At 74.3% G+C, this 24,325-nt stretch carries 21 protein-coding genes; 20 read left to right on the top strand and 1 reads right to left on the bottom strand.

What is annotated here, in order from left to right:
• The first annotated feature begins 165 nt into the window (after positions 1 to 165).
• The 14 genes from AB0O11_RS10610 to AB0O11_RS10675 all read left to right on the top strand — a co-directional run bounded on the left by AB0O11_RS10610 (position 166) and on the right by AB0O11_RS10675 (position 16,080).
• Positions 166 to 1,698 carry a phage tail sheath family protein gene (locus AB0O11_RS10610; RefSeq protein ID WP_363383964.1) on the top strand — a complete coding sequence of 511 codons (1,533 nt, stop codon included), beginning with the start codon at positions 166 to 168 and terminating at the stop codon, positions 1,696 to 1,698.
• 57 nt (positions 1,699 to 1,755) lie between these two features.
• A complete protein-coding gene (locus AB0O11_RS10615) occupies positions 1,756 to 2,196 on the top strand; it encodes a phage tail protein (protein ID WP_049660364.1) in 441 nt (146 codons plus the stop codon).
• The gene (locus tag AB0O11_RS10620) at positions 2,193 to 2,672 is read left to right on the top strand and encodes a hypothetical protein (RefSeq protein WP_363383966.1); all 480 of its coding nucleotides are present in this window, start codon (positions 2,193 to 2,195) and stop codon (positions 2,670 to 2,672) included. The genes AB0O11_RS10615 and AB0O11_RS10620 overlap by 4 nt, the downstream gene beginning before the upstream one ends.
• Positions 2,669 to 2,827 (top strand): DUF6760 family protein, encoded by a 159-nt coding sequence (locus AB0O11_RS10625; RefSeq protein ID WP_181970396.1) that lies wholly within the window; start codon positions 2,669 to 2,671, stop codon positions 2,825 to 2,827. The genes AB0O11_RS10620 and AB0O11_RS10625 overlap by 4 nt, the downstream gene beginning before the upstream one ends.
• Positions 2,828 to 5,952: 3,125 nt before the next feature.
• A complete protein-coding gene (locus AB0O11_RS10630) occupies positions 5,953 to 6,228 on the top strand; it encodes a hypothetical protein (RefSeq protein WP_363383967.1) in 276 nt (91 codons plus the stop codon).
• Between the two features lie 114 nt (positions 6,229 to 6,342).
• Positions 6,343 to 6,768 (top strand): phage tail protein, encoded by a 426-nt coding sequence (locus AB0O11_RS10635; protein WP_224283543.1) that lies wholly within the window; start codon positions 6,343 to 6,345, stop codon positions 6,766 to 6,768.
• Positions 6,769 to 6,821: 53 nt separating this feature from the next.
• On the top strand, positions 6,822 to 7,544 hold the full coding sequence (locus tag AB0O11_RS10640; RefSeq protein WP_363383969.1) for a LysM peptidoglycan-binding domain-containing protein: 723 nt from the start codon (positions 6,822 to 6,824) through the stop codon (positions 7,542 to 7,544).
• Positions 7,541 to 9,319: a VgrG-related protein gene (locus AB0O11_RS10645; RefSeq protein WP_363383970.1), complete on the top strand. Its 1,779-nt coding sequence runs from the start codon at positions 7,541 to 7,543 to the stop codon at positions 9,317 to 9,319. Before AB0O11_RS10640 ends, AB0O11_RS10645 begins: the two co-directional genes overlap by 4 nt.
• A 75-nt stretch (positions 9,320 to 9,394) precedes the next feature.
• Positions 9,395 to 9,706 carry a PAAR domain-containing protein gene (locus AB0O11_RS10650; protein ID WP_363383971.1) on the top strand — a complete coding sequence of 104 codons (312 nt, stop codon included), beginning with the start codon at positions 9,395 to 9,397 and terminating at the stop codon, positions 9,704 to 9,706.
• Between the two features lie 2 nt (positions 9,707 to 9,708).
• Positions 9,709 to 10,146, top strand: coding sequence for a GPW/gp25 family protein (locus AB0O11_RS10655; protein WP_363383973.1), 438 nt, complete (start codon positions 9,709 to 9,711; stop codon positions 10,144 to 10,146).
• On the top strand, positions 10,146 to 12,107 hold the full coding sequence (locus AB0O11_RS10660; protein WP_363383974.1) for a putative baseplate assembly protein: 1,962 nt from the start codon (positions 10,146 to 10,148) through the stop codon (positions 12,105 to 12,107). The genes AB0O11_RS10655 and AB0O11_RS10660 overlap by 1 nt, the downstream gene beginning before the upstream one ends.
• On the top strand, positions 12,104 to 12,667 hold the full coding sequence (locus AB0O11_RS10665; protein WP_363383976.1) for a phage tail protein: 564 nt from the start codon (positions 12,104 to 12,106) through the stop codon (positions 12,665 to 12,667). The genes AB0O11_RS10660 and AB0O11_RS10665 overlap by 4 nt, the downstream gene beginning before the upstream one ends.
• A gap of 3 nt (positions 12,668 to 12,670) precedes the next feature.
• Entirely contained in the window at positions 12,671 to 13,903 is a 1,233-nt protein-coding gene (locus AB0O11_RS10670; RefSeq protein ID WP_363383978.1) for a zinc ribbon domain-containing protein, read from the top strand.
• Between the two features lie 122 nt (positions 13,904 to 14,025).
• Positions 14,026 to 16,080 (top strand): transglycosylase domain-containing protein, encoded by a 2,055-nt coding sequence (locus tag AB0O11_RS10675; protein WP_363383979.1) that lies wholly within the window; start codon positions 14,026 to 14,028, stop codon positions 16,078 to 16,080.
• A gap of 9 nt (positions 16,081 to 16,089) precedes the next feature.
• Here the strand turns inward: AB0O11_RS10675 and AB0O11_RS10680 are convergent, their stop codons facing one another.
• On the bottom strand, positions 16,090 to 16,560 hold the full coding sequence (locus tag AB0O11_RS10680; protein ID WP_363383980.1) for a signal peptide protein: 471 nt from the start codon (positions 16,558 to 16,560) through the stop codon (positions 16,090 to 16,092).
• Between the two features lie 306 nt (positions 16,561 to 16,866).
• Between AB0O11_RS10680 and AB0O11_RS10685 the strand changes: the two genes are divergently transcribed.
• From AB0O11_RS10685 to AB0O11_RS10710, 6 genes are all read left to right on the top strand, one after another.
• Entirely contained in the window at positions 16,867 to 18,024 is a 1,158-nt protein-coding gene (locus tag AB0O11_RS10685; RefSeq protein ID WP_363384016.1) for a PP2C family protein-serine/threonine phosphatase, read from the top strand.
• Positions 18,025 to 18,224: 200 nt separating this feature from the next.
• Complete coding sequence (locus AB0O11_RS10690) at positions 18,225 to 19,955, top strand: enoyl-CoA hydratase-related protein (protein WP_363383982.1); 1,731 nt, start codon at positions 18,225 to 18,227, stop codon at positions 19,953 to 19,955.
• A 133-nt stretch (positions 19,956 to 20,088) separates the two neighbouring features.
• Entirely contained in the window at positions 20,089 to 21,144 is a 1,056-nt protein-coding gene (locus AB0O11_RS10695; protein WP_363383984.1) for a hydrogenase expression protein HypE, read from the top strand.
• A gap of 120 nt (positions 21,145 to 21,264) precedes the next feature.
• Positions 21,265 to 23,052, top strand: coding sequence for a nickel-dependent hydrogenase large subunit (locus AB0O11_RS10700; RefSeq protein WP_363383986.1), 1,788 nt, complete (start codon positions 21,265 to 21,267; stop codon positions 23,050 to 23,052).
• Complete coding sequence (locus AB0O11_RS10705; RefSeq protein ID WP_363383988.1) at positions 23,049 to 23,516, top strand: thioredoxin; 468 nt, start codon at positions 23,049 to 23,051, stop codon at positions 23,514 to 23,516. Before AB0O11_RS10700 ends, AB0O11_RS10705 begins: the two co-directional genes overlap by 4 nt.
• A complete protein-coding gene (locus AB0O11_RS10710) occupies positions 23,513 to 24,160 on the top strand; it encodes a DUF5947 family protein (protein WP_363383990.1) in 648 nt (215 codons plus the stop codon). Before AB0O11_RS10705 ends, AB0O11_RS10710 begins: the two co-directional genes overlap by 4 nt.
• Positions 24,161 to 24,325: the final 165 nt, after the last annotated feature.

The following is a 24,325-nucleotide window of genomic DNA, read 5'->3' on the forward strand; positions in this document are numbered from 1 at the left end:
CCGCGGGACGGCGGGGGCGTCTGTGGGGGCCAACGGCGGTGTCCGCCGGGGGCAGCGGTTCCTGCCCCCGGTACGGGACCTGCGGACATGTTTCCGGGTGGCGCCCGGGCAGCAGACTCGGGGGCGAATGACCGGCGAAATGGTTGGCCAGCCGAAGGAGCGCGTATGCCGTCGTACCTCACCCCGGGCGTGTACGTGGAGGAGGTCCAGTCCGGTGCCCGGCCGATCGAGGGCGTCGGCACGGCCGTCGCCGCGTTCGTCGGCTTCGCCGAGACCGGACCGTTCCACGAGCCCACACTGATAACCAACTGGGACCAGTACGTCCAGCGGTTCGGCGGCTTCACCGAGGGCACCTACCTGGCGCACGCGGTGTACGGCTTCTTCGCCAACGGCGGCGGCTCCGCCTACGTCGTGCGGGTCGGCGACCCGGCCCGGCAGGCGCCCGGCGCCGCCCCCGCCGTCACAGCGGCCCCGCCCGTCGAGATCGCGGGCTTCCTCTTCTCCGCCCTGCCCGGCGCGGGCGCCGACGTGTCCGTCGAGGTCGCCGACCCGGAGGGGGAGAACGTCCCCGACGACCGCTTCCGGCTGCTGGTGCGCCGGGGCGCCGAGGTCGTGGAGACCTACGACGTCTCGACCCGCAAGAGCACCAAGGGCTACCTCGTCACCCAGCTGCGGGAGTCGAAGCTGGTCGCCGTCGCCGAACAGCCCGGCACCGCGCCGAGCCGCCCCGAGCGCCGCACCCACGCCCTGGCGGCCGCCCCCGCGCCGGCCGCGGCCCCGGCCGGTCGGCTCGACCCCGCCGAGTACGTCGGCGACGCCGCCGCCAGGACCGGCTTCGGCGGCCTGGAGGCGATCGACGAGATCACCATGGTCGCGGTGCCCGACCTGATGAGCGCCTACCAGCGCGGTGACCTCGACGACGAGGGCCTGCGCACCGTCCAGCTGGCGGTGATGTCGCACTGCGAGCAGATGGGCGACCGGATCGCCGTCCTGGATCCTCCGCCCGGTCTGAACGCCCAGCGGATGCGCACCTGGCGAAACGACGAGGCGGGCTTCGACTCCCGCTACGCCGCGCTCTACTACCCGTGGATCAAGGTGTTCGACCCGGCGAGCGGCCGCAACGTGCTGGTCCCGCCGAGCGGGCACGTCGCCGGGGTGTGGGCGCGCAGCGACGCCGAGCGCGGCGTGCACAAGGCGCCCGCCAACGAGGTCATCCGCGGCGCGGTGGACCTGGAGATCCGCCTCAGCAAGGGCGAGCAGGACCTGCTCAACCCGATCGGCGTCAACTGCGTACGGGCCTTCCCCGGGCGCGGCATCCGGATCTGGGGCGCGCGCACCCTCTCCTCCGACCCCGCGTGGCGCTACCTCAACGTGCGCCGGCTCTTCAACTACCTGGAGGAGTCCATCCTCCTGGGGACCCAGTGGGTGGTCTTCGAACCCAACGACGACCGGCTGTGGTCCAGCATCCGCCGGAACATCACCGCGTTCCTCACCGAGGAGTGGCGGCGCGGGGCGCTGTTCGGCCAGACCGCGGCCGAGGCCTTCTACGTCAAGTGCGACCGCGACAACAACCCGCCGGAGTCGATAGACCTCGGCCAGGTGATCTGCGAGATCGGCGTCGCCCCGGTGAAGCCCGCGGAGTTCGTGGTGTTCCGGCTGTCCCAGTTCTCCGACAGCACGAGCCTCGTCAACGAGTGACCGGCCCGGTCGGCACCACCCCTCGGCACCCCTCGCATCGGAAGGTGACACAAACCCATGGCTGAAGGCGATCCGCTCTCCACACATATCTTCGGCGTCCAACTCGGCGGCTACAACGTCGAGTCCGTCAAGGAGATCAGCAACCTGACGGTCGAACAGGACGTCGTCGAGTACAAGCAGGTGACCCAAGAGGGCAAACTGATCGTCCGCAAGCAGCCCGGCGCCCGGCTGCCCGGCGAGGTGACCATCACCCGCGGCCTGGACAAGAGCGGCGCGTTCACGGACTGGATCAAGGAGACCCTGAACAACGGGGCGATCAACACCGCGCGGCAGAACCTCACCATCGAGGTCAAGGACACCACCGGTGCCACCCTGCGGCGCATCCAGCTGCTCAACGCCTGGGCCAGCCGCTGGGAGGGCCCCACCCTCAGCGCCGGCGAGTCCAGCGCCGCGACCGAGACCGTGACCATCGTGTTCGAGGAGATCTCGGTCGAGTGAGGCGGAAGATCGGCCTGGAGGAGCTGCTGGAGCGGGCTCCGGCCCCGCAGAACGCAGCGCCGCAGCAGCAGGCCCCGGCGGCAGCGGCACAGCCCCGGGGGCGGGCGCCGCACACCGAGTTCGAGTTCGAGCTGCCGCTCGGCTACGTCGACGACGAGGGCACCGTGCACCGGCACGGTGCCATGCGCCTCGCCACCGCCCGGGACGAGCTGATGCCGCAGATCGACCTGCGGGTCAAGGAGAACCCGGCCTACCTCAGCGTGGTGCTGCTCAGCCACGTGATCACCAGGCTGGGCGACATCACCGACGTGCACGCCGGGGTCGTCGAGCGGATGTACGCCACCGACGTGGCCTTCCTCCAGGACCTCTACCAGCGGATCAACAGCGAAGGCCACACGCGCGCCGCGGTGACCTGCCCGCACTGCGACGGCGCCTTCGAGGTCGACCTCGCCGGTGGGCGCCTGGGGGAATCGTGACGTACGCGCCTGCTCGGCTGTACGAGGAGATCGCGTACATCGCCTACCACTTCCACTGGCAGCGGGAGGACATCCTCGACCTGACCCACCGCGAACGCGGGCAGTGGGTCAGGGAGATCGCCCGGCTCAACACCCGCATCAGCGAAGGCGGGTGAGCGGGGTGGGGCTGCGGGACTGGATCGGCCGCCGGAGGGGCGGCGAGCCCGGTGGCACCGGTGGTGCTTCCGGTGATGCCGCCGGCGGCGTCGGCACGGGCGAGGCTGCCCGGCGGCGCCCGGCGGCCGGGGACGGGGGATGGCGCGCGGTCGCGCCGCTGGTCCCGACCCTGGCCGGACCGGCCGGCGGCGTCAGCGACGGCCTGAGGTTCCGGTCCCGGCTCACCGCATGGCAGGACCCCTCGCTCTGCGGCCCGCTCGGCCACGCGGTCCTCCCGACCGCCCCGGCCGGCATCCTGCGGGCGGTGGCGGGGCCGGGCTCTGCGGCGCCCGTGCTCACCGGCGGGGACGAGCTGGTCGTGCCGGTCGTCCCGGCGGAGGCCGGGGCCGAAGAGCCGGTGGAGGCCAGGCCGTCGGAGGCATCGAGGCCGGCGCGGCAGACCCGGCCGGTCCAGCGGTCCGTCGGGGTCCGGCGGCTTCCGGTGCGGTCCGGGCCGCGCGCGCCGCGCCCGGGCGGGGCCGACCGGCAGGCGGTGCGGGAGAACGCCGACGGCGGCGCGCCGACGCCTGGTGCGGCGAGGCCTGCTGCTCCGGCGCCTGGTGTGCCGAGGCCCGCCGCCTCCAAGCCGGCCACGCCGACGCCTGCTGCCTCTAAGCCCGCCACGCCGAAGCCCGCCACGCCGACGCCTGCTGCGCCGACGCCGGTTCCTGCGGTGCCCGGAGCGGTCGTGCCGGGTGCGCCGACGCCCGTTGCGTCGTCACCCGATGCGGCCACCGCCTCCCTGAGCCGGAGCGAGGCGGCGGTCCGGGCCCACCGTCCGGTGCGGCCGCGCGCCGTCAGTGAACCGCTGATCGTGGCGCGGCGCCCCCGGTCCCTGCCCGCGCGCCCGGTGACGGCCGTCCCGGGGCCGGTCAGGAAGCCGGACGCCGTCGCCGAGCCGCCGAGCGGGGCCACGGACGCACCGCTGCCGCCCGCAGCGGCGACGGAAGAGCCCACCGACGGTACGCGCCCGTCCGTGAACGCCGAAGCGGCCGTACGGACGGCGCCGGGTACGGGCGCCACCGCGGCGCCCGCGCAGGGTGCGCAGAGCGGAGGGACGGTCCGGCGCGCCGCCGTGCCGAGCGGCGGCGCAGCCACCCGTCCGGTCCTCGGCGCGCCCCTGACCGCGCTGCCCGCGAGCGCCTCACCCCTGGCCGCCAACGGCCCCCGGACCGCTGACGCCGCCTCGGGTACGCCGACCATGCCCGTGGTCCCCGCCGACGCCGGGTCCGCCGGTCCCGAGGCGGCCGGGACCGACGGCGTCGTCCGGCCGTCCGGCGGCGTCCGCGACGTCACCGCCCCTGCTCGCCGCACCCGTACGGCCGCCGAGAAGGGGAGCCCGGCACCGTCCCGTCCCGAACGCGGGCCCGTCGAGGGCGCACCCGTGCAGCGCACGGCGTCCGGGGCCGTTCCCTCCTCGCCCGCACCGTCCGCACCGACCCCCGAACCTGCCGTACGGACCCCCGAACCTGCCGCACCGGTCCGGCCCGAACCGACCCCCGCCCGCACGCGTGCGGGCCTGGGCGCGCCGCTCGACGCGCTGCCGCCGACGGCGGCCGTGGCGGGGGCCACCGCACCGCTGCTCGGTGGGCGCCGACCGGTCCGGCGGATTCCGGCCCCGGCGGTGGGCGACGCCGCACCTGCTACGGCCTCGCCGGTGGCCGGTGAAGGGCTGCCCGTTCAGCGTGCCACCACGCGCCCCGCCGACGGCCCGACGGATTCAACTGCCGTATCGCCTCATGGTGTTGGCGGGAGCCCGGCGGGTCCGGCGAACCCGGCCGCCGGTGGCCGACCGGCGCACCCGGGTGCGGAGCGCGGCAGGAGCGGACCGGCGGCCGGGCCCGCAGTGCTCTCGAACGCCTCGCCGGGGACGGCACCCGCCCCCGCCGTGCGGCCGTCCGGCAGCAGCCCGGAACGGCGCCCCGGAACCGTGGCACAGCCGGTCGTCCCCGCAAGCCGGACCCGCCCTGCCGGAGCAGGGGACCGGGTCACCGCCCCGCTCGGAACCGGTGGCGGACCGGTGGTTCCCCTGACGGTTCCCGCGCGTCCGGTCTCCGGCGGCCTGGGCGTGCAGCGCGCCGTCCGACTCACCCGCCAGAGGCGTGGACTGCTCGGCGAGCGCCCGATGACCGTCGCCCTCGCCGTCCCGTCGGCGGCGCCCGGGCCCGGCGCCGGCGCGCCCGTCGGCGGGGGCACGGCGGCGGCCGCCCGGCCCGTGGTCCCGGCCGTCTGGCCCCACGCGCTCGCGTCCCGTCCGGACGGCGAACCGGCGGCCGAACCGGCCGGAGCCGCAGCCGTCGCCGCGACCGCGACCACCGTGCAACGCTCGCGTCCACGCTCACACCCCCGGCGCTCGTCCGGCGCCGGGGACAGCGGCACCGCCACCGGGGAGCCGGGCGCGCAGGCGAGTCCGGCACGGCTCCGTCCCCCGGGTACGGCTGCGCCGCGCGGAGTGGTTGCCGCTGTGCAGCGTGTGTTCTCCCGGCGTTCGTCTGAGCCGGCGGCCGGCCAGGCGGCGGCCGATCACCCGACGGCCCACGGAGGTCCGGCGGCACCCGTCGCCGCTCCGATCGCTGTCGCACCCGCGGCTGCGCCACGCGTCCTGCCCGGTCAACCCCGCGCCGCAGTACCGGACGTGAGCGTCCCGGTCCTGCCGTGGGCAGGACCATCGCAGCCGCAGCCGCAGCCGCAGCCGCAGCCGCAGCCCGGCGCCACGAGTGCGGGCCACCCGGCCCCGCGGCGTTCCGCCGCGTCGAGGACGTCCGCAGGGCGTCCGAGCCCCGGCGCCCCCGGTTCGCCGTCCGGCGCGGCGAGCGCCCCGCACCCGCCGGTCGTCCGGCTCAGGCCGGTGACGGCCCCGCCGATCCAGCGCCTTCCGGCCACGTCCCGGCCCCCGCAGCCGGCCCCGGCCCAGCCGTCCGCCGTCGCGGCCCCGGCGGGAGCGAGCCGGGCACCGGGCCCGCGCCCCTCCACGGCGCCCGCACCCGTCGTGTCACGGGCACTGCCGACCGGACACACCACGAACGTCCCGTCGTCCGCATCACCCGCGCCGCCGTCACCCGCCACGGCGCGGCTGTTGCAGCGGGTGGCCGAGCAGACGGGCCTGACCGGCGTGCCGTTGACCGCGGTGCCGGCGCGCACGCCCACCACGGTGCAGCTCGCCGCGCCGCCCCGAGCCGCCACGCCCGCGGCGAAGGCCCCCGGGAACGCCCCCGGCGGACCACCCGCCGAGCCGCCCGCCGACCCCGCCGACCTCGACGAACTGGCCCGGCGGCTGGTCGAACCGGTCGGCCGGCTGCTGCGCACCGAACTGCGCAGGGGCCGGGAGCGCAGCGGCAAACCGTACGACATGCGTCGCTGAGCGTGGACCGGAACGCGGATCAGAACGCGGATCAGAACGCGAACCAGAGCGTGGACCAGGCGGACGGCCGGCAGGGGGCCGCAGCGACGTGACCGGAAGCAGGGAGCGGAACCGATGACCGACAACATCTTCGCGTCCAGTGTGTTCTTCAGCCTGACCATCGGCGGCAACGACCTGGGCGAGTTCACCACCTGCTCGGGGCTCGGCGCCCAGGTCGAGATCGAGCAGTACGCGGAGGGCGGCAACAACGGCTTCGCCTGGCAGTTGCCGGGCCGCATCACCTGGTCGAACATCACGCTGACCCGCGCGGTCACCGCGGACACCACCAAGATCGCCCGCTGGCTGGCCGAGATCGTCCGGAAGGTCGAGCCGAAGGACGGCGAGATCGTGGCGCTGCGGCCGGACCTGAGCCGGATCGTCGGCTGGCAGGTGCTCGGGATCGTCCCGGTGCGCTGGGAGGGCCCGTCGTTCGACCCGGCCAACTCCCAGGCCGCGATGGAGACCCTGGAGATCGCCCACGCCGGCCTGCGCCCGTCCTGACCCCACCCGCACCCCCAGTCCCCCGCCGCCCGGCCCACGGAAGGAGCACCAGGATGTCCCCAGCGGTCCCCGCGAGCGTCACCCGGGCCCAACTGACCATCATGGAGCCACCGTCCACGGTCGGAGCCCAGCCCGGCGGCACGCTCGCGCAGCTCCGGCTCCAGTTCAACCCGGCGACCCTGGTGCTGCGCAAGACCACCGAGTGGCGGCGCACCCCGTCCCGGATGGCGGGCGAGTCCGCGCTGCCCGAGTTCGTCGGCAGCGGCCCGCGCTCGCTCTCCCTCGACGTGTTCCTGGACTCCACCGCGACCCACGACAACTCGGTGGAGCGGGCGGTGGAGCAGCTGATGACGGCCTGTGTGCCCACCCCGGCCAGCCTGGCGCGCAAGACGCCGGCCAGCCCGTGGATCCGGCTGGACTGGGGCACCCTGAAGACCACGTCGTTCAACGGGGTGCTGACCGGCCTCTCGGTCACCTACTCGCTCTTCGACGTCGACGGGAAACCGCTGCGGGCGGTCTGCTCGCTCAGCATCGACGAGGCCAGCGTCGACCCGGCCGGCCAGAACCCGACCTCCGGCTCGCCGGAGGCCCGCAGCACCCACCGGGTGATCGCGGGCGACAGCCTGCCGCTGCTCGCCTGGCGCGCGTACGGGGACGCCACCGCCTGGCGCACCATCGCGGAGGCCAACGACATCGACGATCCGCTGGCGCTGGTCCCCGGCGCGGAGCTGATCGTGCCGGGGATCGACGAACTCACCCAGGGCGGACGGACATGACCACTCCCGAGGCCCGCGGCGGCCGGTCCTTCGCCGCGGATCCCGTCGTCGAGGCGCCGGGCCCGCTGCCGCCGATCTGGGCGACCCAGCTGGTCTCCTGCGACATCGAGGAGAGCGTCGGTCTGCCCGACACCGCGGTGCTGTCCTTCCGGGACGCCGACCACACCTTCCTCGCCGCCACCGGGATCACCATCGGCACCCCGCTGCGGGTGTCGGTGGTCACCGTCCAGGGGAACACCCGGGCACGGCTGTTCACCGGCGAGGTGACCGCGCTGGAGCTGGAGGTGGACACCACGGGCTCGTACACCGTGGTGCGGGCCTCCGCGGTCACCCACCGGCTGATGCGCGGGCGCCGGGTGAAGGCGTTCCGGAACATGACGACCGCCGACATCGTCCGCGAGGTCGCCGCGGGAGCGGGCCTGACCTGCGGGAAGGTCGACTCCTTCCCGGTCGTCCACCAGCAGCTCTCCCAGGCGAACGTCCCGGACTGGGAGTTTCTCCAGTTCCTGGCCCAGGAGAGCGGCGCCCAGGTGCGGGTGGACGACGACGGGAAGCTGGAGTTCGTCCGGCCCGAGCCCGCCTCCGGCGCACCGGCCCCCTCCACCCCCGCGCCGCAGAACCCGCTGGTGCTGGAGTACGGCCGCAACCTGCTGGAGCTGCGCGGCGTGCTGACCGGTGCCGGAGGAGCGGACACGGTCGAGGCGCGCGGCTGGAACGTCACCACCAAGAGTGCCCTGGTCGCCACCGAGCCCGCGGTGACCTCCCGGACCGTGCAGCCGGGGATGAGCCCCTCGGCGGTGACCTCCGCCTTCCCCGGCCAGGCCCGGCTGACCGTCGCCGACACCCCGTACCGCACCCAGGCCGAGACCGCCTCGGTGGCCCGGTCGCTGGCCGCCTCGGTGGCGGCCGGCTTCGGCGAGCTGGAGGTGGTCGCCGAGGGCAACCCGCGGCTGCGGGCGGGCACCGCGGTCGCCCTGGGCAACGTCGGCGCCGCCTTCTCCGGCCGCTACACCGCCACCGGGGTGCGCCACCTGCTCGAACCGTTCCGCGGTTACCGCACCACCGTGGTGGTCAGCGCGGCTCCCGACCGCTCGCTGGCCGGTCTGACCAGTGGCGGCAACGCGCCGCCGCGCGGGCCGCGGATGCCTGGCCTGGCCGTCGCCGTGGTCACCGACGTCCGGGAGCCGGGCGGCGGGCAACGCGGCTGGGTGAAGCTGAAGTTCCCCTGGCTGGACGATACCTACGTCTCCGACTGGGTGCGCACCGTGCAGTGGGGAGGCGCCGGGGGCGGAGGCGTGGTCAGCCCCGAGGTCAACGACGAGGTGCTGGTCGGCTTCGAGCAGGGCGACCTGGACAGCCCGTACGTGCTGGGCGGGCTCTACAACGGCGTGGACCGGCCCTCCCCGCACGACGTGCCGCTGGTCGACGCGGCCGCCGGCAAGGTCAACCGCCGCTCCGTGGTGTCCCGTTCGGGCCACCGGATGGAGCTGCTGGACGTGCCCGGCGGCAAGTCCGGGGTCCGGCTGGCGAGCGGGGACGGGAAGCTGGAGGTCCGCCTGGACCAGCAGCGCGGCGAGATCGTGCTGACCGTCCACGGCCTCGGCGGCGCGGCCGGCAGCACGGTGCGGCTCTCCTCCTCCGGCATCACCCTGGACGCGGGCACCGGAACGGTGGACGTGCGCGGCGGATCGGTCACCGTCCGGGGGACGACCTCCGTCACCGTGGACGGCGGAGCCGAGGCGGTGCTCAAGGGGGCCTTCGTCCGGATCAACTGACGGAACGTCAAGAACCAATGGCAGTATGACGAGTGCCCGCGACCAACTGGGCACCATCGGAAACGGAGACCGCACATGCCCCCCGCAGCCCGGACCGGCGACCTCACCGACCACGGCGGCGCCCTCACGACCCCGCCGCCGGGCGCCCTCAGGGTGGCGACCGTGCTGATCGGCGGACGCCCTGCCGCCGTCGTCGGCACCGTGCACGCCTGCGTCGTCCCCCCGCACCTGGCTCTGGGCCCCGGCAACCTCGTCATGCCCTCCCCGGGCGCGGTCACCGGGGGAGTGGTGCTGATCGGCGGCCTGCCCGCGGCCCGCATGGGCGACAAGACGACCTGCGGCGCCGCCATCACCACCGGCGCACTCAACGTGCTGATCGGAGGCTGAGCATGAGCGGTAGCTTCATAGGCCGCGGCTGGGCCTTCCCGCTGCGGGTGAACGCCACCGGCGGCATCGGCATGGTGGAGCGGGACCGGGAGCTCGCGGAGGCGATCCGGCTGATCCTCGGCACCGCCCCCGGCGAGCGGCCGATGCGCCCCGAGTTCGGCTGCGGCATCCACGAGTACGTCTTCGCCCCGGGCGACAGCACCACCGCCGGGCGGATCGCCCGCGAGGTGCGCATCGCACTGGAGCGCTGGGAGCCGCGGATCGAGGTCGACGACGTGGTGATCGCCTTCGACAGCGTCGAGGAGGGCACGCTCTACATCGACGTCCACTACACCGTGCGGGCCACCAACGACCGCCGCAACCTGGTCTTCCCCTTCTACACCATCCCGGAGCACCCGGGCGCGGACTCCCCCGACATGGCTGACGGGGGTGCGCGCTGATGGCACTGCCCTCCCCGAACCTGGACGACCGCCGCTTCCAGCAGCTCGTCGACGAGGCCAAGCGGTACGTCCAGCAGCGCGCCCCGGAGTGGACCGACCACAACGTCTCCGACCCGGGCGTCACCCTGATCGAGACCTTCGCCTACCTCGTGGACCAGCTGCTCTACCGGCTGAACCGGGTGCCGGAGAAGAACTACGCCGCCTTCCTCGACCTCCTCGGCATCCGGCTCTTCCCGCCCGCCGCGGCCCGGGCCGAGGTCGACTTCTGGCTCTCCGCCCCGCAGCCCGAGACGGTCCTGCTGCGGGCCGGCACCGAGGTCTCCACGCTGCGCACCGAGACCGACGACGCGGTGCTCTTCTCCACCGCCGAGGACCTGCCGATCGCCCCCAGCTCGCTGGAGCGGCTGGTCACCGTCTCCGCCTCCGGTGAGCAGTCCGACGGTACGGCCAGGCTGGCCGACGGCGCGGACGTGCCGTGCTTCCAGCCGCGCCCGGCGGCCGGGGACGCCATGCTCTTCGCCCTGCCGGCCGTGGTGCCGCGCTGCATCCTGATCGTCCGGCTGGACAGCCGGGTGGAGGGCGTCGGTGTCGACCCGCGGCAACCGCCGCTGGCCTGGGAGGTGTGGGACGGCGCGCGCTGGATCGCCTGCGAGACCGGCAGCGACACCACCGGCGGCCTCAACCGGCCCGGTGAGGTGGTCGTCTTCGTGCCCGCCGGGCACACCGCCTCGGTGGTCGCCGGCCGGCGGGCCGGCTGGCTGCGCTGCCGGGTCACCGAGCCGCAGCCGGGCCAGCCCTTCTACTCCGAGTCGCCCACCGTCCGGCGGGCCGAGGTGTTCACGGTCGGCGGCACCGCGACCGCCGTCCACGCCCGGACCGTCACCGACGCGCCGCTCGGGGCCTCGGAGGGCGTCGCGGGCCAGCGCTTCCGGCTCGCCCGGCCGCCGGTGCTGCTCGACGGCGAGCCCCCGGTGGTCGAGGTCGCGGCCGGCGACGGCTGGGAACGGTGGACGGTCGTCGAGCACTTCGGCCAATCCTCGCCCGCCGACCGGCACGTGGTGCTGGACGCGACCACCGGCGAGTTCCTCTTCCCGCCCGCGGTCCGGGAACCCGACGGCAGCCTGCGCGCCTTCGGGGCGGTGCCGCCCAAGGGGGCCCGGCTGCGCGTCCCGCGCTACCGCACCGGCGGCGGGATCGCGGGAAACGTCGCCCGCGGCACCATCACGGTGCTGCGCAGCTCCGTCCCGTACATCGCCCGGGTCGACAACCGGGAGGCGGCCCGGGGCGGGGTCGACGGCGAGACGGTGGAGAACGCCAAGGCCCGCGCCCCGCACCAGCTGCGTCTGCAGGAACGTGCCGTCACCGCCGGGGACTTCGAGCTGATCGCCCGGCAGGCCGCCCCGTCCGCCGCCCGGATCAGCTGCGTGCCCGCCGCCGGCGGGGAGGCCGGGGCGGTGCGGGTGCTGGTCGTCCCCGACGCCGTCGCGGACGAGGGCGACCGGCTGCGCTTCGAGCAGCTGATCCCCGACGAGCAGGTGTTGGCCGCCGTGGCGACGGCCCTCGACGAACGGCGCCTGATCGGCACCCGGCTGGTCGTGCAGCCGCCCGCCTACCAGGGCGTGACGGTGGTCGCCCGGCTCACCACCCGCTCCGCCGACCCCGACCGGGTCCGCGAGGAGGTGCTCGCCGCGCTGTACCGGTACCTCAACCCGCTGCGCGGCGGCGCCGACGGCGAGGGCTGGCCGTTCGGCCGGGCGGTGCAGTACGGGGAGGTGTTCGCGGTGCTCCAGCGGGTGGCCGCCGTCGCGGGGGTCGAGGAACTGCGGCTGTTCCCGGCCGACCCGATCACCGGACGCCGGGGTGCACCCGCCGAGCGGGTCGAGGTCCCGCCGGACGCCCTGGTCTTCTCCCACCAGCACCAGGTCGTGGTCACCGCGGTCGCCGAGGACGGACCGTCATGACCCGCGCCGCGGTCCCGGGACTGCCCAGCCCGCACCCGATCGGCGAACTGCTGCCCGCGCTCTTCGCCGACGACGACCTCGCCCAGCGGTTCACGGCCGGCCTGGACACCGTCCTCGCCCCGGTCTTCGCGACCCTGGACAACCTGCCCGCCTACTTCCGGCCCGGCCTCGCGCCGGCCGATTTCCTCGACTGGCTGGCCTCCTGGGTCGCGGTGGAGGTCGACCCGGCCTGGCCGGTGGAGGTGCGCCGCACGGTGGTCGAGCGCGCGGTGGAACTGCACCGCTGGCGCGGCACCCGGCGCGGCCTCACCGAACGGCTGCGGCTGGTGCTCGGCGCCGGAGCCGAGATCGTGGACGGCGGCGGCGTCTCCTGGTCCACCGATCCGGACGCCGGGCTGCCTCCCGCGCCGAGCGGCGAGGTGCTGGTCCGGGTCTGGCCGCTGCACGGCCCGGAACCGGACGAGAACCAGGTACGGTCCGTCGTCAGGGCGGGCTGTCCGGTCCATCTGACCTGCCGGGTGGAGATCCTGCCCGGCCCACCCGGGCGAGTGGAGGGCTGACGGATGCCGGTGTGCCCCGAATGCGGAACGGCCAACGGGGAGGGGGACGACTTCTGCGGCAACTGCGGCGCCTACCTCGGCTGGTCGCACGGCACCGCTGCCGCGCCGACGCCGGCCACGCCCGCGAAGGTTCCCGCGCCCGCGCCGCCCGTGCCCCGGCCGGCACCCGCCGAGCCGGAGCCGACGCCTGCGCCCGAGCCGGCGTCCGAGTCCGTACCCGCACCCGTCGAATCGACCCGGCGGAGCGCATCGCGGCGCACCGCGCGGGCCAGGGCGGGGGCCGGGGAGGCCGCCGAGCCGGAGCAGCAGCCCGTCCCGGCCGGCGAGCCCGCGGCAGTCGGGTCCCCGGCGACCGAGCCCGCGGCCCCGCCCGCCGCCGAGCCCTCGCGCCCGAGCACCGCCCCCGTACGGCCCGCTCCCGCACAGGCCCCGGCTCCCGTCCCCGCCCCGCAGGCCGACCCGGTGGCCGTCCAGCCCGCCAAGCCCGTCGCACCCCGCCCCGTCAGCCGGCCGACCGAGGCCGCCGAGACCCAGGACGGCCCGCCCTGCCCCCAGTGCGGCACGCCCAACCTGCCCGAGCGGAAGTTCTGCCGCCGCTGCGCCGCACCGCTGACCGCCACCGCGGCCGCGCCCGAGCTGCCCTGGTGGCGCACCCGCTGGCCGTTCCGGCGCCGGGTGCGGATCGGCGGCTCGGGCAACGCGCTGCGCCGCACCATCGCGCTGCTCGCGCTCATCGCGGTGGTCGTCGCCGGGATCCTGCTCTACCCGGCCGCAAAGGACGGCTTCCAGGACGTGCTGGACAAGCTCCGCGGCACCGCACCGATCACTCCCGCCGCCACCTCGGCGAGCGCCGCCGTCGAGGGCCATCCGGCCACCGCGGCCGACGACGGCCTCAGCAACACCTACTGGGGAGCACCCGCGATCGGGGACTCCGTCACCTTCTCCTTCCGCACCCCGTTCCGGCTGGTGGACCTGATCATCCACACCGGAGACTCGGTGGACCCGGAGCACTTCCGGCAGCAGGGGCGCCCCATCGTCCTCTCCCTGGAGGTCACGGACAAGGACGGCGAGGTCCACACCCAGCAGGTCTCGCTCAACGACCAGCCGGGCCCGCAGACCGTGCCGACCGGGATCAGCGACGTGACGCAGGTGAGGCTCACCGTCCGGGAGGCCGCCGGAACCGGCCCCGGCCGGGCCATCGCGCTCGCGGAGGTGGAGTTCTTCAAGCGCACCTGACGCCCCGCCGCCGCCCGCGACCGGAGGGAAACGACGGTCCCGAACGCGGTGTCCGTCCCGCCGGCGCCGTGACGGAGCGGTTCCAAGGAGTTCCTCATCTGCGCCGCGTACGGTCGCCCGTCATGGCGGAACAGCGGGTGGTGGCGGGCATGCGGAAGCTGGGGCACGGGACGCGGCTGATCGCGGTCAGCGTGATCGCCGGGGTGGTGGCGGCGGGGATGGTGCTGCCCGCGGTGGCGGCGGTCGGGCTCGGCGCGCAGTCGGCGGCGGACGACTTCCAGAACCTGCCCGACGACTTCAAGACCCCGCCGCTGTCCCAGGCCTCGACCATCCTCGACGCGCAGGGCGGCACGATCGCCACCGTGTACGACCGCGACCGCACGGTGGTCCCGGCGGACCGGATCTCCCCGCTGGTGAAGACCGCGCTGGTGGACGTCGAGGACAACCGCTTCTACGAGCACGGCGCGATCGACCTCAAGGGCGTGCTGCGCGCCCTGGACAAGAACGCCTCCTCGGGCACCACCGCCCAGGGCGCGTCCACCCTGACCCAGCAGTACGTGAAGAACGTCTTCGTCGAGGAGGCGGGCAACGACCCGCAGAAGGTCGCGCAGGCGCAGCGGCAGACCGTCGGCCGCAAGATCCAGGAGCTGAAGTACGCGATCAAGGTCGAGGAGACCCTGAGCAAGGACCAGATCCTCACCAACTACCTGAACATCACCTTCTTCGGCGAGCAGGCCTACGGCATCGAGGCGGCCTCCCGGCGCTACTTCGGCGTGCACGCCGCGGACCTCACCCTGCCGCAGGCCGCGCTGCTGGCGGGCCTGGTGCAGTCGCCGACCGGCTACGACCCGACGGTCAACCCGACGGCGGCGAAGGACCGGCGGGACACCGTGCTGCGCAAGATGGCCGAGTACGGTCACATCACCCAGGAGGAGGCCCGGCAGGCCATCGCCTCCCCGCTCGGGCTGAACGTCCAGGCGCCGCAGCAGGGCTGCATCCTGGCCAAGCAGGGCGAGGGGTTCTTCTGCGACTACGTGCGCACCGTGGTGCTCACCGACCCGGCCTTCGGGAAGTCGGCGGCCGAGCGCCAGGCGGTCTGGAAGCGCGGCGGGCTGCAGATCCACACCACGCTCGACCCCAAGTCCCAGGCGGCGCTCCAGGCCTCGGTCACCGGCCACGTCGACGCCGGCGACCAGGCGGCGACCGCGATGAGCATCGTCCAGCCGGGCACCGGGAAGATCCTGGCGATGGGCCAGAGCCGCCCGTACGGCGTCGACGACAAGCAGCACCAGACCCAGATCAACTACAACGTCGGCAAGGCCATGGGCGGCGGCCTCGGGTTCCCGACCGGTTCGACCTTCAAGCCGGTCGTCGCGGCGGCGGCCCTGGAGAGCGGCATCCCGGCCGACCAGAGCTACACCACCGACTACAGCATCCCGTGGCCGGCCATGACGGGCTGTTCGGGCGGCCGGTTCCCCTCCGCCGGGCAGGTGCACAACGACAGCCAGAGCCTCACCGGCCGGTTCGACATGAAGACGGCCATGGCGCAGTCCGTCAACACCTACTTCGCGGAGCTGGAGGCCGACACCGGCCTGTGCAACGTGGCGCGGATGACCGACAAGCTCGGCATCACCCAGCAGGCGGGCGGAGAGAAGCTCCAGGTGGTGCCCTCGATGACGCTCGGCAGCAACGACCTGACCCCGCTGGGGATGGCGGCCGTCTACGCGGCCTTCGCCGCCCACGGCACCTACTGCGCACCGACCGCCATCGCCTCGGTGACCGGCCCCGACGGCGGGCAGCTCGCGGTGCCGCAGGCGAACTGCTCGGCGGCGATGTCGTCCACCACCGCCGACACGGTCAGCGCGATGCTCAAGGGCGTCGTGGAGGACGGCACCGGCCGGACGGCCGGCCTCACCGGCCGGGACAGCGCGGGCAAGACCGGCACCACCAACGACAGCCGCCAGGTCTGGTTCGTCGGCTACACCCCGGAGATGGCGGGCGCGACCGTGGTCAGCGACACCGACAACCCCAAGCCGCTGGACGGCCAGCGGATCGGCGGCCGGGTGGTCGACCAGGCCTTCGGCGGCACCCTGGCCGGCCCGGTCTGGCGGGACGCCATGGACGGCGCCCTGGCCGGCACCCCGGCCGGAACCTTCACCCCGGTGCAGCTCCCGTAGCGGACCGGCTCAGTAGAGCGCCACCCGGGGCTCGACCGTCCCCTGCACCGGAGCCGCCGCGACGACGGTGACCCGGTAGTGCTCGGTGAGCGTGTGGTGGCCGTGCAGGACGAGCTTGGCCGGGATGAGCTGGGTGTACAGCGTGCCGGTCTGGCTGGCGAGCGGCACGGTGCACCACTGGCCGTCCGGGGAGAGCAGGTCGAGCCGGATGCTCGCCGGGTCGAGGAAGGGGCCGTCCTCGGGGGACTCGATGAGGATCTGTGGGGCCACCGTCCGGTCCGCCGGGGAGCTGTTGCGGTACGTGACGGTGATCGCCTGCGTCGCGTGGCCGGGCGGCAGCGGGGAGGCGGGCAGTTCCACGAAGTCGACCGGCGGGGTGCCGGCCGCCGCCTGGGCCGGGGCGGTGAGCACGGTCGCCGGCAGGGCGGCGAGGGCCGCGGCCAGCGCCAGGCTCCGACGAGGGGTCTTCCGGATGCGCATGGCGCCTCCTTCGGTCGGCGGCCGGGTCGCCGGGTGCGCCGACCGGTCCGGGCAGGTCCGTACCACACCACCCTGCGCCCTCACCCGGAAAGCCGCATGTGGTGGGCCCGCGCCGGGCCGGGGCGCAGAGCCGGGAGCTGCGCTCCGACTGGGCCGAACGTGCGACCGGCGGGGCCACCACGCCGATGCGCCGCCCTCGCCGGGACCGGGCGTCTTACCTTGGGCGCAACCTCCGCCCGGCGGCCTCGCCTCGCGCGGAGCACCCGGAACACGGGGGACGTCGCGAGAAGGGGGGACGGCTTGCGGGTGCGTTCCGTGGAGGAGCCGGGGCAGCGGCTGCCGATGCTGGTCCGGTACGGCCACCGATCCTGGCTGGTGCCCCTGGCGGTGCTCGCGCTGGTGGTGGGCGTGGACGCGGCCACGCCCGACTCGTTCGCGTCCGTCAGCTGGCTGGCCATGGTCCCGGTGGTCGCCGCCGGGCTCTGCGGGCCGACGGTCACCATGCTGTTCTCCCTCACCGCCATCGCCGCCTACCCCGCCCTGGACAGCATCTGGGGCAAGTCCCAGGGGACGGAGGACTTCCTGCTGGTGATCGCCGGGGCCGTCCTCTCGATGCCGATCAGCATCTTCCGTGCCCGGGCCGCCTCCTACGTCCGCCACCTCCAGGGCACCGCCGAGACCACCCGGCAGGTGGTGCTGCGCCCGGTGCCGCCGGGGTGGGGCGGGGTGGACTCGGCGGCGCGCTACCTGGCCGCGGACGTCGAGGCCCGGGTAGGCGGCGACTTCTACGATGTGCTGGCCACCCCGTTCGGGGCGCGGGTCATCCTCGGCGACGTCCAGGGCAAGGGGCTGCCGGCGGTCGCCACCGCGGCGGCCCTGGTGAGCTGCTTCCGGGAGGCCGCCTTCCATGAGGGAGACCTGGCCACCGTCGCGTCCTGGCTGGAGGAGCGGCTGCACCGGCAGAACCTCCTGGCGGAGCAGCTGGGGGAACGGGAGGAGCGGTTCGCCACGGCGGTGGTCGTCTGGTTCCCCGCCGACGCGCCGGGGGAGGTGGAGGTGGTCAACTTCGGCCACGACAGTCCCCACGTCCTCGGTCCCGCGGGCGTGCGCCGGCTGCCGCCGGGCAACGGGGCCCCGATCGGGCTGGCCCAGCTGGCCGGCGGGCTGCCGGAGGTCCGGCGGCTGCGCCTGGGCGCGGGCGAGACGGTCCTGATCGTCTCGGACGGGGTGACCGAGGCCCGCGACCGGTCGGGTGCCTTCTTCCCCCTGGGCGCCCACCTGGAGCGGCTGGCCGCTCTCCCCGGGGCGGTCGACCCCGGGCGCCTGGTCGACGAGGTGGCCGCCGAGGTCGTCCGGCACACCGGTGGCCGGCTGACGGACGACACCGCCCTGCTCGCCGTCCGGAGGCCGCCGGTGGAAGCCCCCGGTACCGGTCAGGCCGGGGGGACGGGCCGCAGCCGCTAGGCGTCCCCGTCGGCGGCGACGTGGCAGGCGGGCGGCGGAACGGGCACCAGTGCACACCGCGCCACCGACACCGCGGGCCGTGGGGCCGTCCCGGCTGCTCGGGTGAACGCGCGGCGCGACATGCCGGACGGGGCGGGAGGCCGTGGGGGCGGAGGTGATGATCGCCGGGTTCCCGGAGCATCACCCCGTCGGAGGCGGACATGCGGATTCTTCTCCTCGCCAGCGCGTACAACAGTCTCAGCCAGCGGCTGCACGCCGAACTGCGCGACCGGCGCCACACCGTGGACCTCCAACTGGCCGGTGATGACGAGGAGTTGCTCGATGTCGTGCGCCGCCTGCGGCCCGACCTGGTGCTCGCGCCGATACTGCGCACGGCGATCCCGAGGGAGGTCTGGTCGCGGCTCACCTGCCTGATCGTCCACCCCGGCCCGCCGGGCGACCGCGGCCCGTCCTCCCTCGACCGTGCGATCCAGGAGGGCTGCACCGAGTGGGGCGTCACGGTGCTCCAGGCCGAGGCGGAAATGGACGCCGGGCCGGTCTGGGCCTGGGCGCCCTGCCGGCTGCCGGAGTACGGCAAGAGCGACCTCTACCGCAACGAGGTCGGCGACGCGGCGGTGGCGGCCGCGCTGCTCGCCGTGGAGCGTTTCGCCTCGGGCAGGTACGCACCGCAGCCGCAGCCGCAGCCGCAGCCGCAGCCGCAGCCGCAGCCGCAGCCGCAGTCCGGGCCCGGCTGGCGCGCCGCCGTGCGCACCCGGCCGGTCCTGCACCAGGAGGAGCGCCGGATCGACTGGGCGGCCGACCCCACCGAGGCGGTGCTGCGCAGGCTCCGCGCGGCGGACTCCCGGCCCGGGGTGCTCGACGAGCTGTGCGGCGGCTCCTGGTACCTGCACGGCGGGCACCGCGAGCCGGTGCTGCGCGGCCGCCCCGGCGAGCTGCTCGCCACCCGGGCGGGCGCCGTGTGCCGGGCCACCTCGGACGGTGCGGTGTGGATCCCCGAACTCCGCCGCCGTACCCCCGATGGCCCCGCGGGCGTCAAGCTCCCGGCGGCGACGGCGCTCGGGGGCCTGTTGCCGGCCCTGCCGGAGGTGGCGGCGCCGCTGATGCCGGGCGAGGGGGACGGGCCGGTCTGGTCGGACATCCGCTACCGCGAGGACGGCCCGGTGGGCCTCCTGCGCTTCTCCTTCCCGGGCGGCGCCATGTCCACCGGCCACTGCCGCCGGCTGCTGGCGGCCTACCGCTTCGCGGTCGCCCGTCCCACCTCGGTGCTGGTGCTCGGCGGTGGCCGGGACTTCTTCTCCAACGGCATCCACCTCAACGTGATCGAGGCCGCGGCGGACCCGGCCGTCGAGTCCTGGGACAACATCACCGCGATGGACGAGCTGGTCGACGCGGTGCTCACCACCACCGACCGGCTGGTGGTCGCCGCCGTCGGGGGCAACGCGGCGGCCGGCGGGGTGATGCTGGCGCTGGCCGCGGACGAGGTGTGGTGCCGCGGCGGCTCCGTCCTCAACCCGCACTACCGGCTGATGGGGCTGTACGGGTCGGAGTACTGGACGTACACCCTCCCGCGCAAGGTCGGAGCGGCGGCGGCCGAGCGGCTGACCCGTCAGGCGCTGCCGGTCTCCGCCGCCACCGCCGAGCGGATCGGTCTGGTCGACCGGGTGCTCGCCTGCGGGCCGGAGGAGTTCGGGCCGTCCGCGGCCCGCCTGGCCGGGCTGCTCGCCGCCTCGCCCACCACCCAGCAGCGGATCGCGGCGAAGAAGGCGGCGCGCGAGGCCGACGAGCGGACGAAGCCGCTCGACGCGTACCGGGAGGAGGAGCTCGCGGTGATGCACCGGCAGTTCTTCACACCCGAATCGCCGTACCACGCGCTGCGTTCCGCGTTCGTCCACAAGCGCCCGGTGCTGACGGGCCCCGTGGCCCGAACGTGACCCGAACGGCCCTGCCGGGCTTGCCTCCCCGGGGGCCGGATCCCGCCGCTCGGACCGGCGCCCCGCCCGGGCCGTTGCTATGACTGGCTTTCGAGCCATTCCGTCCGGCTCCCATCCCCGAGGAGGCATCCTCATGGGTGCTGCAACAGCTGCAACAACCGACACCGACGTGGTGCACATTCTCTGGATCAACGCCGGCCTCAGCTGCGACGGCGACTCCGTCTCGCTGACCGCCGCGATGCAGCCGAGCATCGAGGAGATCGTCACCGGCGCCCTGCCCGGCCTGCCGAAGGTCGCGGTGCACTGGCCGCTGATCGACTTCGAGTGCGGCCCGGTCCAGGGCGCGGACAACTTCGTCGAGTGGTTCTTCAAGGCCGACCGCGGCGAGATCGAGCCGTTCGTGCTGGTCGTCGAGGGGTCGATCCCCAACGAGAAGATCAAGGAGGAGGGCTACTGGTGCGGCTTCGGCGACGACCCCGCCACCGGCCAGCCCGTCACCACCAGTGAGTGGCTGGACCGGCTCGCCCCCAAGGCGACCGCCGTGGTGGCGATCGGCACCTGCGCCACGTACGGCGGCATCCACGCGATGGCCGGCAATCCGACCGGCGCGATGGGGGTGCCGGACTACCTGGGCTGGGACTGGAAGTCCAAGGCCGGGCTGCCGATCGTCTGCGTGCCGGGCTGCCCGATCCAGCCCGACAACTTCGCCGAGACGCTCACCTACCTGCTGTACCAGCTGGCCGGCTCCGCGCCGATGATCCCGCTGGACGACAAGCTGAGGCCCGCCTGGCTGTTCGGCGCCACCGTGCACGAGGGCTGCGACCGCGGCGGCTACTACGAGCAGGGGCAGTTCGCCACCGACTACGGCACGCCCGAGTGCCTGGTGCGGCTCGGCTGCTGGGGCCCGGTCGTGAAGTGCAACGTCGCCAAGCGCGGCTGGACCAACGGCATCGGCGGCTGCCCGAACGTCGGCGGCATCTGCATCGCCTGCACCATGCCGGGCTTCCCGGACAAGTTCATGCCCTTCATGGACCCGCCGCCCGGCTCGCGCGTCTCCGCCAACGCCAGCGGCGCGTACGGCTCGCTGATCCGCCGGCTGCGCGGGATCACGCTGAAGACCCTGGACAAGGAACCGAAGTGGCGCCACACCGGCCGCCACCTGACCACGGGCTACCGCCCGCCCTGGTGACGTCGGAGGGCCGCACACCGCCCGGTGTGCGGCCGCCGCCGGCCCCGCCCGCTCGCGGACCCGTTCTCACGGCCCCCGCGTACAGACCCCGCTCGCCGAGACAAGGACACGACAGACACGATGGCAACACCGACCACCAGGGCGGCCGGCGACGGCAGCGGCCTGACCGAGATGTCCTGGGACCCGATCACCCGGATCGTGGGCAGCCTGGGCATCCACACGAAGATCGACTTCAAACAGAAGAAGGTCGCGGAGTGCTACAGCACCTCCTCGGTCTTCCGCGGCTACAGCGTCTTCATGCGCGGCAAGGACCCGCGCGACGCCCACTTCATCACCAGCCGGATCTGCGGGATCTGCGGCGACAACCACGCCACCTGTTCGGTCTACACGCAGAACATGGCGTACGGGGTGAAGCCCCCGCACCTGGGCGAGTGGATCATCAACCTCGGCGAGGCCGCCGAGTACATGTTCGACCACAACATCTTCCAGGAGAACCTGGTCGGGGTCGACTACTGCGAAAAGATGGTCCGCGAGACCAACCCCGGCGTCCTGGAGCAGGCCGAGCGCACCGAGGCCCCGCACGCCGGCGACCACGGCTACAGGACGATCGCCGACATCATGCGCTCGCTCAACCCGATCGAGGGCGAGTTCTACCGCGAGGCGCTCCAGGTCAGCCGGTACACCCGGGAGATGTTCTGCCTGATGGAGGGCCGCCACGTGCACCCCTCCACGCTCTACCCGGGCGGCGTCGGCACGGTCGCGACGGTGCAGCTGTTCACCGACTACCTGACCCGGCTGATGCGCTACGTCGAGTTCATGAAGAAGGTCGTGCCGCTGCACGACGACCTCTTCGACTTCTTCTACCAGGCCCTGCCCGGCTACGAGGAGGTCGGCCGGCGACGGGTCCTGCTCGGCTGCTGGGGCAGCCTCAACGACCCCGACCACTGCGACTTCACCTACCGCAACATGACGGACTGGGGCCGACGGATGTTCGTCACCCCCGGCATCGTGGTGGACGGCAAGCTCGTCACCAACGACCTGACGCAGATCAACCTCGGCATCCGCATCCTGCTCGGCAGCTCCTACTACGAGGACTGGCAGGGCGAGGAACTGTTCGTCACCCACGACCCGCTGGGCAACCCGGTCGACCCCCGGCACCCGTGGAACCAGCACACCATCCCCGCCCCGCAGAAGCGCAACTTCGACGGCAAGTACAGCTGGGTGATGTCCCCGCGCTGGTTCGACGGCACCGAGCACCTCGCCCTCGACACCGGCGGCGGCCCGATCGCCCGCCTGTGGTCCACCGCCCTGTCCGGGCTGGTCGACATCGGCTACGTCAAGGCCACCGGCCACAGCGTGCAGATCAACCTGCCCCGCTCGATGACCAAGCCCGAGGTCACCTTCGAGTGGAAGATCCCGCAGTGGAGCAACGCCATCGAACGCAACCGCGCGCGCACCTACTTCCAGGCCTACGCGGCCGCCGCCGCGCTGCACTTCGCCGAGAAGGCGCTCGACGAGGTCCGCGCCGGGCGCAGCCAGACCTGGGAGCGCTTCGAGGTGCCGGACGAGTCGATCGGCTGCGGCTTCACCGAGGCCGTGCGCGGCGTGCTCTCGCACCACATGGTGATCCGCGACGGGAAGATCGCCAACTACCACCCGTACCCGCCGACCCCGTGGAACGCCAGCGTCCGGGACAGCTACGGCACGCCCGGCCCGTACGAGGACGCCGTGCAGAACACCCCGATCTTCGAGGAGAACCCCCCGGAGACCTTCAAGGGCATCGACATCATGCGTACCGTGCGCAGCTTCGACCCCTGCCTGCCCTGCGGCGTGCACATGTACGTCGGCGGCGGACGCACCGTGCAGACCATGCACGTCCCCACCGGCCTGAGCGGGCTCACCGCATGACGGCCGAGCAGACCGGGCTGCGGATCCAGCAGGCGCTGGACGCCCTGGCCGGCAGTGGCGTCGAGCAGGCGGGCGAGCAACTGGCCCGCGAACTCATGGAGTTCTACGGGCAGGGCCTGGCCAAGCTGGTCCCGGCACTGCCCCCGCCCGCACTGGAGCGGATGCTGGACGACCCGGCCGTCGCCGGGCTGCTGCTCCTGCACGACCTGCACCCCGAGGACCTCCCCGCCCGGATCGACCGGGCGCTGGCCGGCCTGCCCGAGCGGGTGGAGGTGGTCGGCTTCGACCCGGCCACCGGCACCCTGCGGCTGCGCCGGACGGCCACCGGCTGCGGCTGCAGCGAGCAGGAGGCGGCGGCCGTCCTCTCCTGCCACGCACCCGAGGTGACGGCCGTGGAACTGGAACGCGCCCTGCAGCTGCTCCAGATCGGCACCCGCCCGCAGCCGGCCGCGGAGGCGCGATGAACACCCGCCGGATCTCCCGCGACGGGACGGCCCTGTTGCACCGGCTGCGCGAACCGGCCACGCCGCGCCCCGAGCACTGCGCGTTCTGCGGCCGGGACCTGCCCGCCGGCCACCGCCACCTGGTGGACGTCGAGGAACGCGCCCTGGCCTGCACCTGCACCGCCTGCGGCCTGCTGTTCCAGCAGCCGGCCGCGGCCGGCGGCCGCTACCGCACCGTGCCGGACCGCTACCTCGCCGACCCGGAGGGCGAGTTGGACCAGCGGGCCTGGTCCGAGCTGGGCATCCCGGTCGGTACCGCCTTCCTGTTCCGCAACACCGTGCTGGACCAGCCGCTCGCCTTCTACCCCGGCCCGGCCGGAGCCACCGAGAGCGAGCTGGACGAGCAGGCCTGGCAGCGCGCCCTCGGCGGCAGCCGCCTGGCCGACGCCCTGGAACCGGACGTGGAGGCACTGCTGCTGCGCCGCACCGAGGAGCGGGTGACGTGCTTCCTGGTGCCGATCGACGTCTGCTACGAGCTGGTCGGCCGACTGCGGCGGTGCTGGCACGGCTTCGACGGCGGTACCGAGGCGCGGGCCGAACTCGACGCGTTCTTCGCGCGGCTGGCCGCCCGGGCCCGCCCGCTGCCCGCGGAGGTGACGGCGTGAACGAACGGAGTGAGCGAACCATCGAAAGGTGCGGGTTGCGCGAAGCGCTCGCCGAGCGCAGCGAGGTGGGCGCATGAGTTTCCTGAGTCAACCCCTATGCCGCCAGCGCCGTCTCGGGAGTCGTTTTGATCTTGTTGTTGGCTTGGTGGGTGGCGGGGTCGTAGG

The sequence above is a fragment of the Kitasatospora sp. NPDC093102 genome (genome assembly GCF_040683915.1).
Lineage (GTDB): Bacteria > Actinomycetota > Actinomycetes > Streptomycetales > Streptomycetaceae > Kitasatospora.

Excerpts from the sequence above, each read along its gene's own strand:
- AB0O11_RS10610 (WP_363383964.1), top strand. The coding sequence starts at position 166 with ATGCCGTCGTACCTCACCCCGGGCGTGTACGTGGAGGAGGTCCAGTCC.
- AB0O11_RS10615 (WP_049660364.1), top strand. The coding sequence starts at position 1,756 with ATGGCTGAAGGCGATCCGCTCTCCACACATATCTTCGGCGTCCAACTC.
- AB0O11_RS10635 (WP_224283543.1), top strand. The coding sequence starts at position 6,343 with ATGACCGACAACATCTTCGCGTCCAGTGTGTTCTTCAGCCTGACCATC.
- AB0O11_RS10640 (WP_363383969.1), top strand. The coding sequence starts at position 6,822 with ATGTCCCCAGCGGTCCCCGCGAGCGTCACCCGGGCCCAACTGACCATC.
- AB0O11_RS10645 (WP_363383970.1), top strand. The coding sequence starts at position 7,541 with ATGACCACTCCCGAGGCCCGCGGCGGCCGGTCCTTCGCCGCGGATCCC.
- AB0O11_RS10650 (WP_363383971.1), top strand. The coding sequence starts at position 9,395 with ATGCCCCCCGCAGCCCGGACCGGCGACCTCACCGACCACGGCGGCGCC.
- AB0O11_RS10655 (WP_363383973.1), top strand. The coding sequence starts at position 9,709 with ATGAGCGGTAGCTTCATAGGCCGCGGCTGGGCCTTCCCGCTGCGGGTG.
- AB0O11_RS10660 (WP_363383974.1), top strand. The coding sequence starts at position 10,146 with ATGGCACTGCCCTCCCCGAACCTGGACGACCGCCGCTTCCAGCAGCTC.
- AB0O11_RS10665 (WP_363383976.1), top strand. The coding sequence starts at position 12,104 with ATGACCCGCGCCGCGGTCCCGGGACTGCCCAGCCCGCACCCGATCGGC.
- AB0O11_RS10670 (WP_363383978.1), top strand. The coding sequence starts at position 12,671 with ATGCCGGTGTGCCCCGAATGCGGAACGGCCAACGGGGAGGGGGACGAC.
- AB0O11_RS10675 (WP_363383979.1), top strand. The coding sequence starts at position 14,026 with ATGGCGGAACAGCGGGTGGTGGCGGGCATGCGGAAGCTGGGGCACGGG.
- AB0O11_RS10680 (WP_363383980.1), bottom strand. The coding sequence starts at position 16,560 with ATGCGCATCCGGAAGACCCCTCGTCGGAGCCTGGCGCTGGCCGCGGCC.
- AB0O11_RS10690 (WP_363383982.1), top strand. The coding sequence starts at position 18,225 with ATGCGGATTCTTCTCCTCGCCAGCGCGTACAACAGTCTCAGCCAGCGG.
- AB0O11_RS10695 (WP_363383984.1), top strand. The coding sequence starts at position 20,089 with ATGGGTGCTGCAACAGCTGCAACAACCGACACCGACGTGGTGCACATT.
- AB0O11_RS10700 (WP_363383986.1), top strand. The coding sequence starts at position 21,265 with ATGGCAACACCGACCACCAGGGCGGCCGGCGACGGCAGCGGCCTGACC.
- AB0O11_RS10705 (WP_363383988.1), top strand. The coding sequence starts at position 23,049 with ATGACGGCCGAGCAGACCGGGCTGCGGATCCAGCAGGCGCTGGACGCC.
- AB0O11_RS10710 (WP_363383990.1), top strand. The coding sequence starts at position 23,513 with ATGAACACCCGCCGGATCTCCCGCGACGGGACGGCCCTGTTGCACCGG.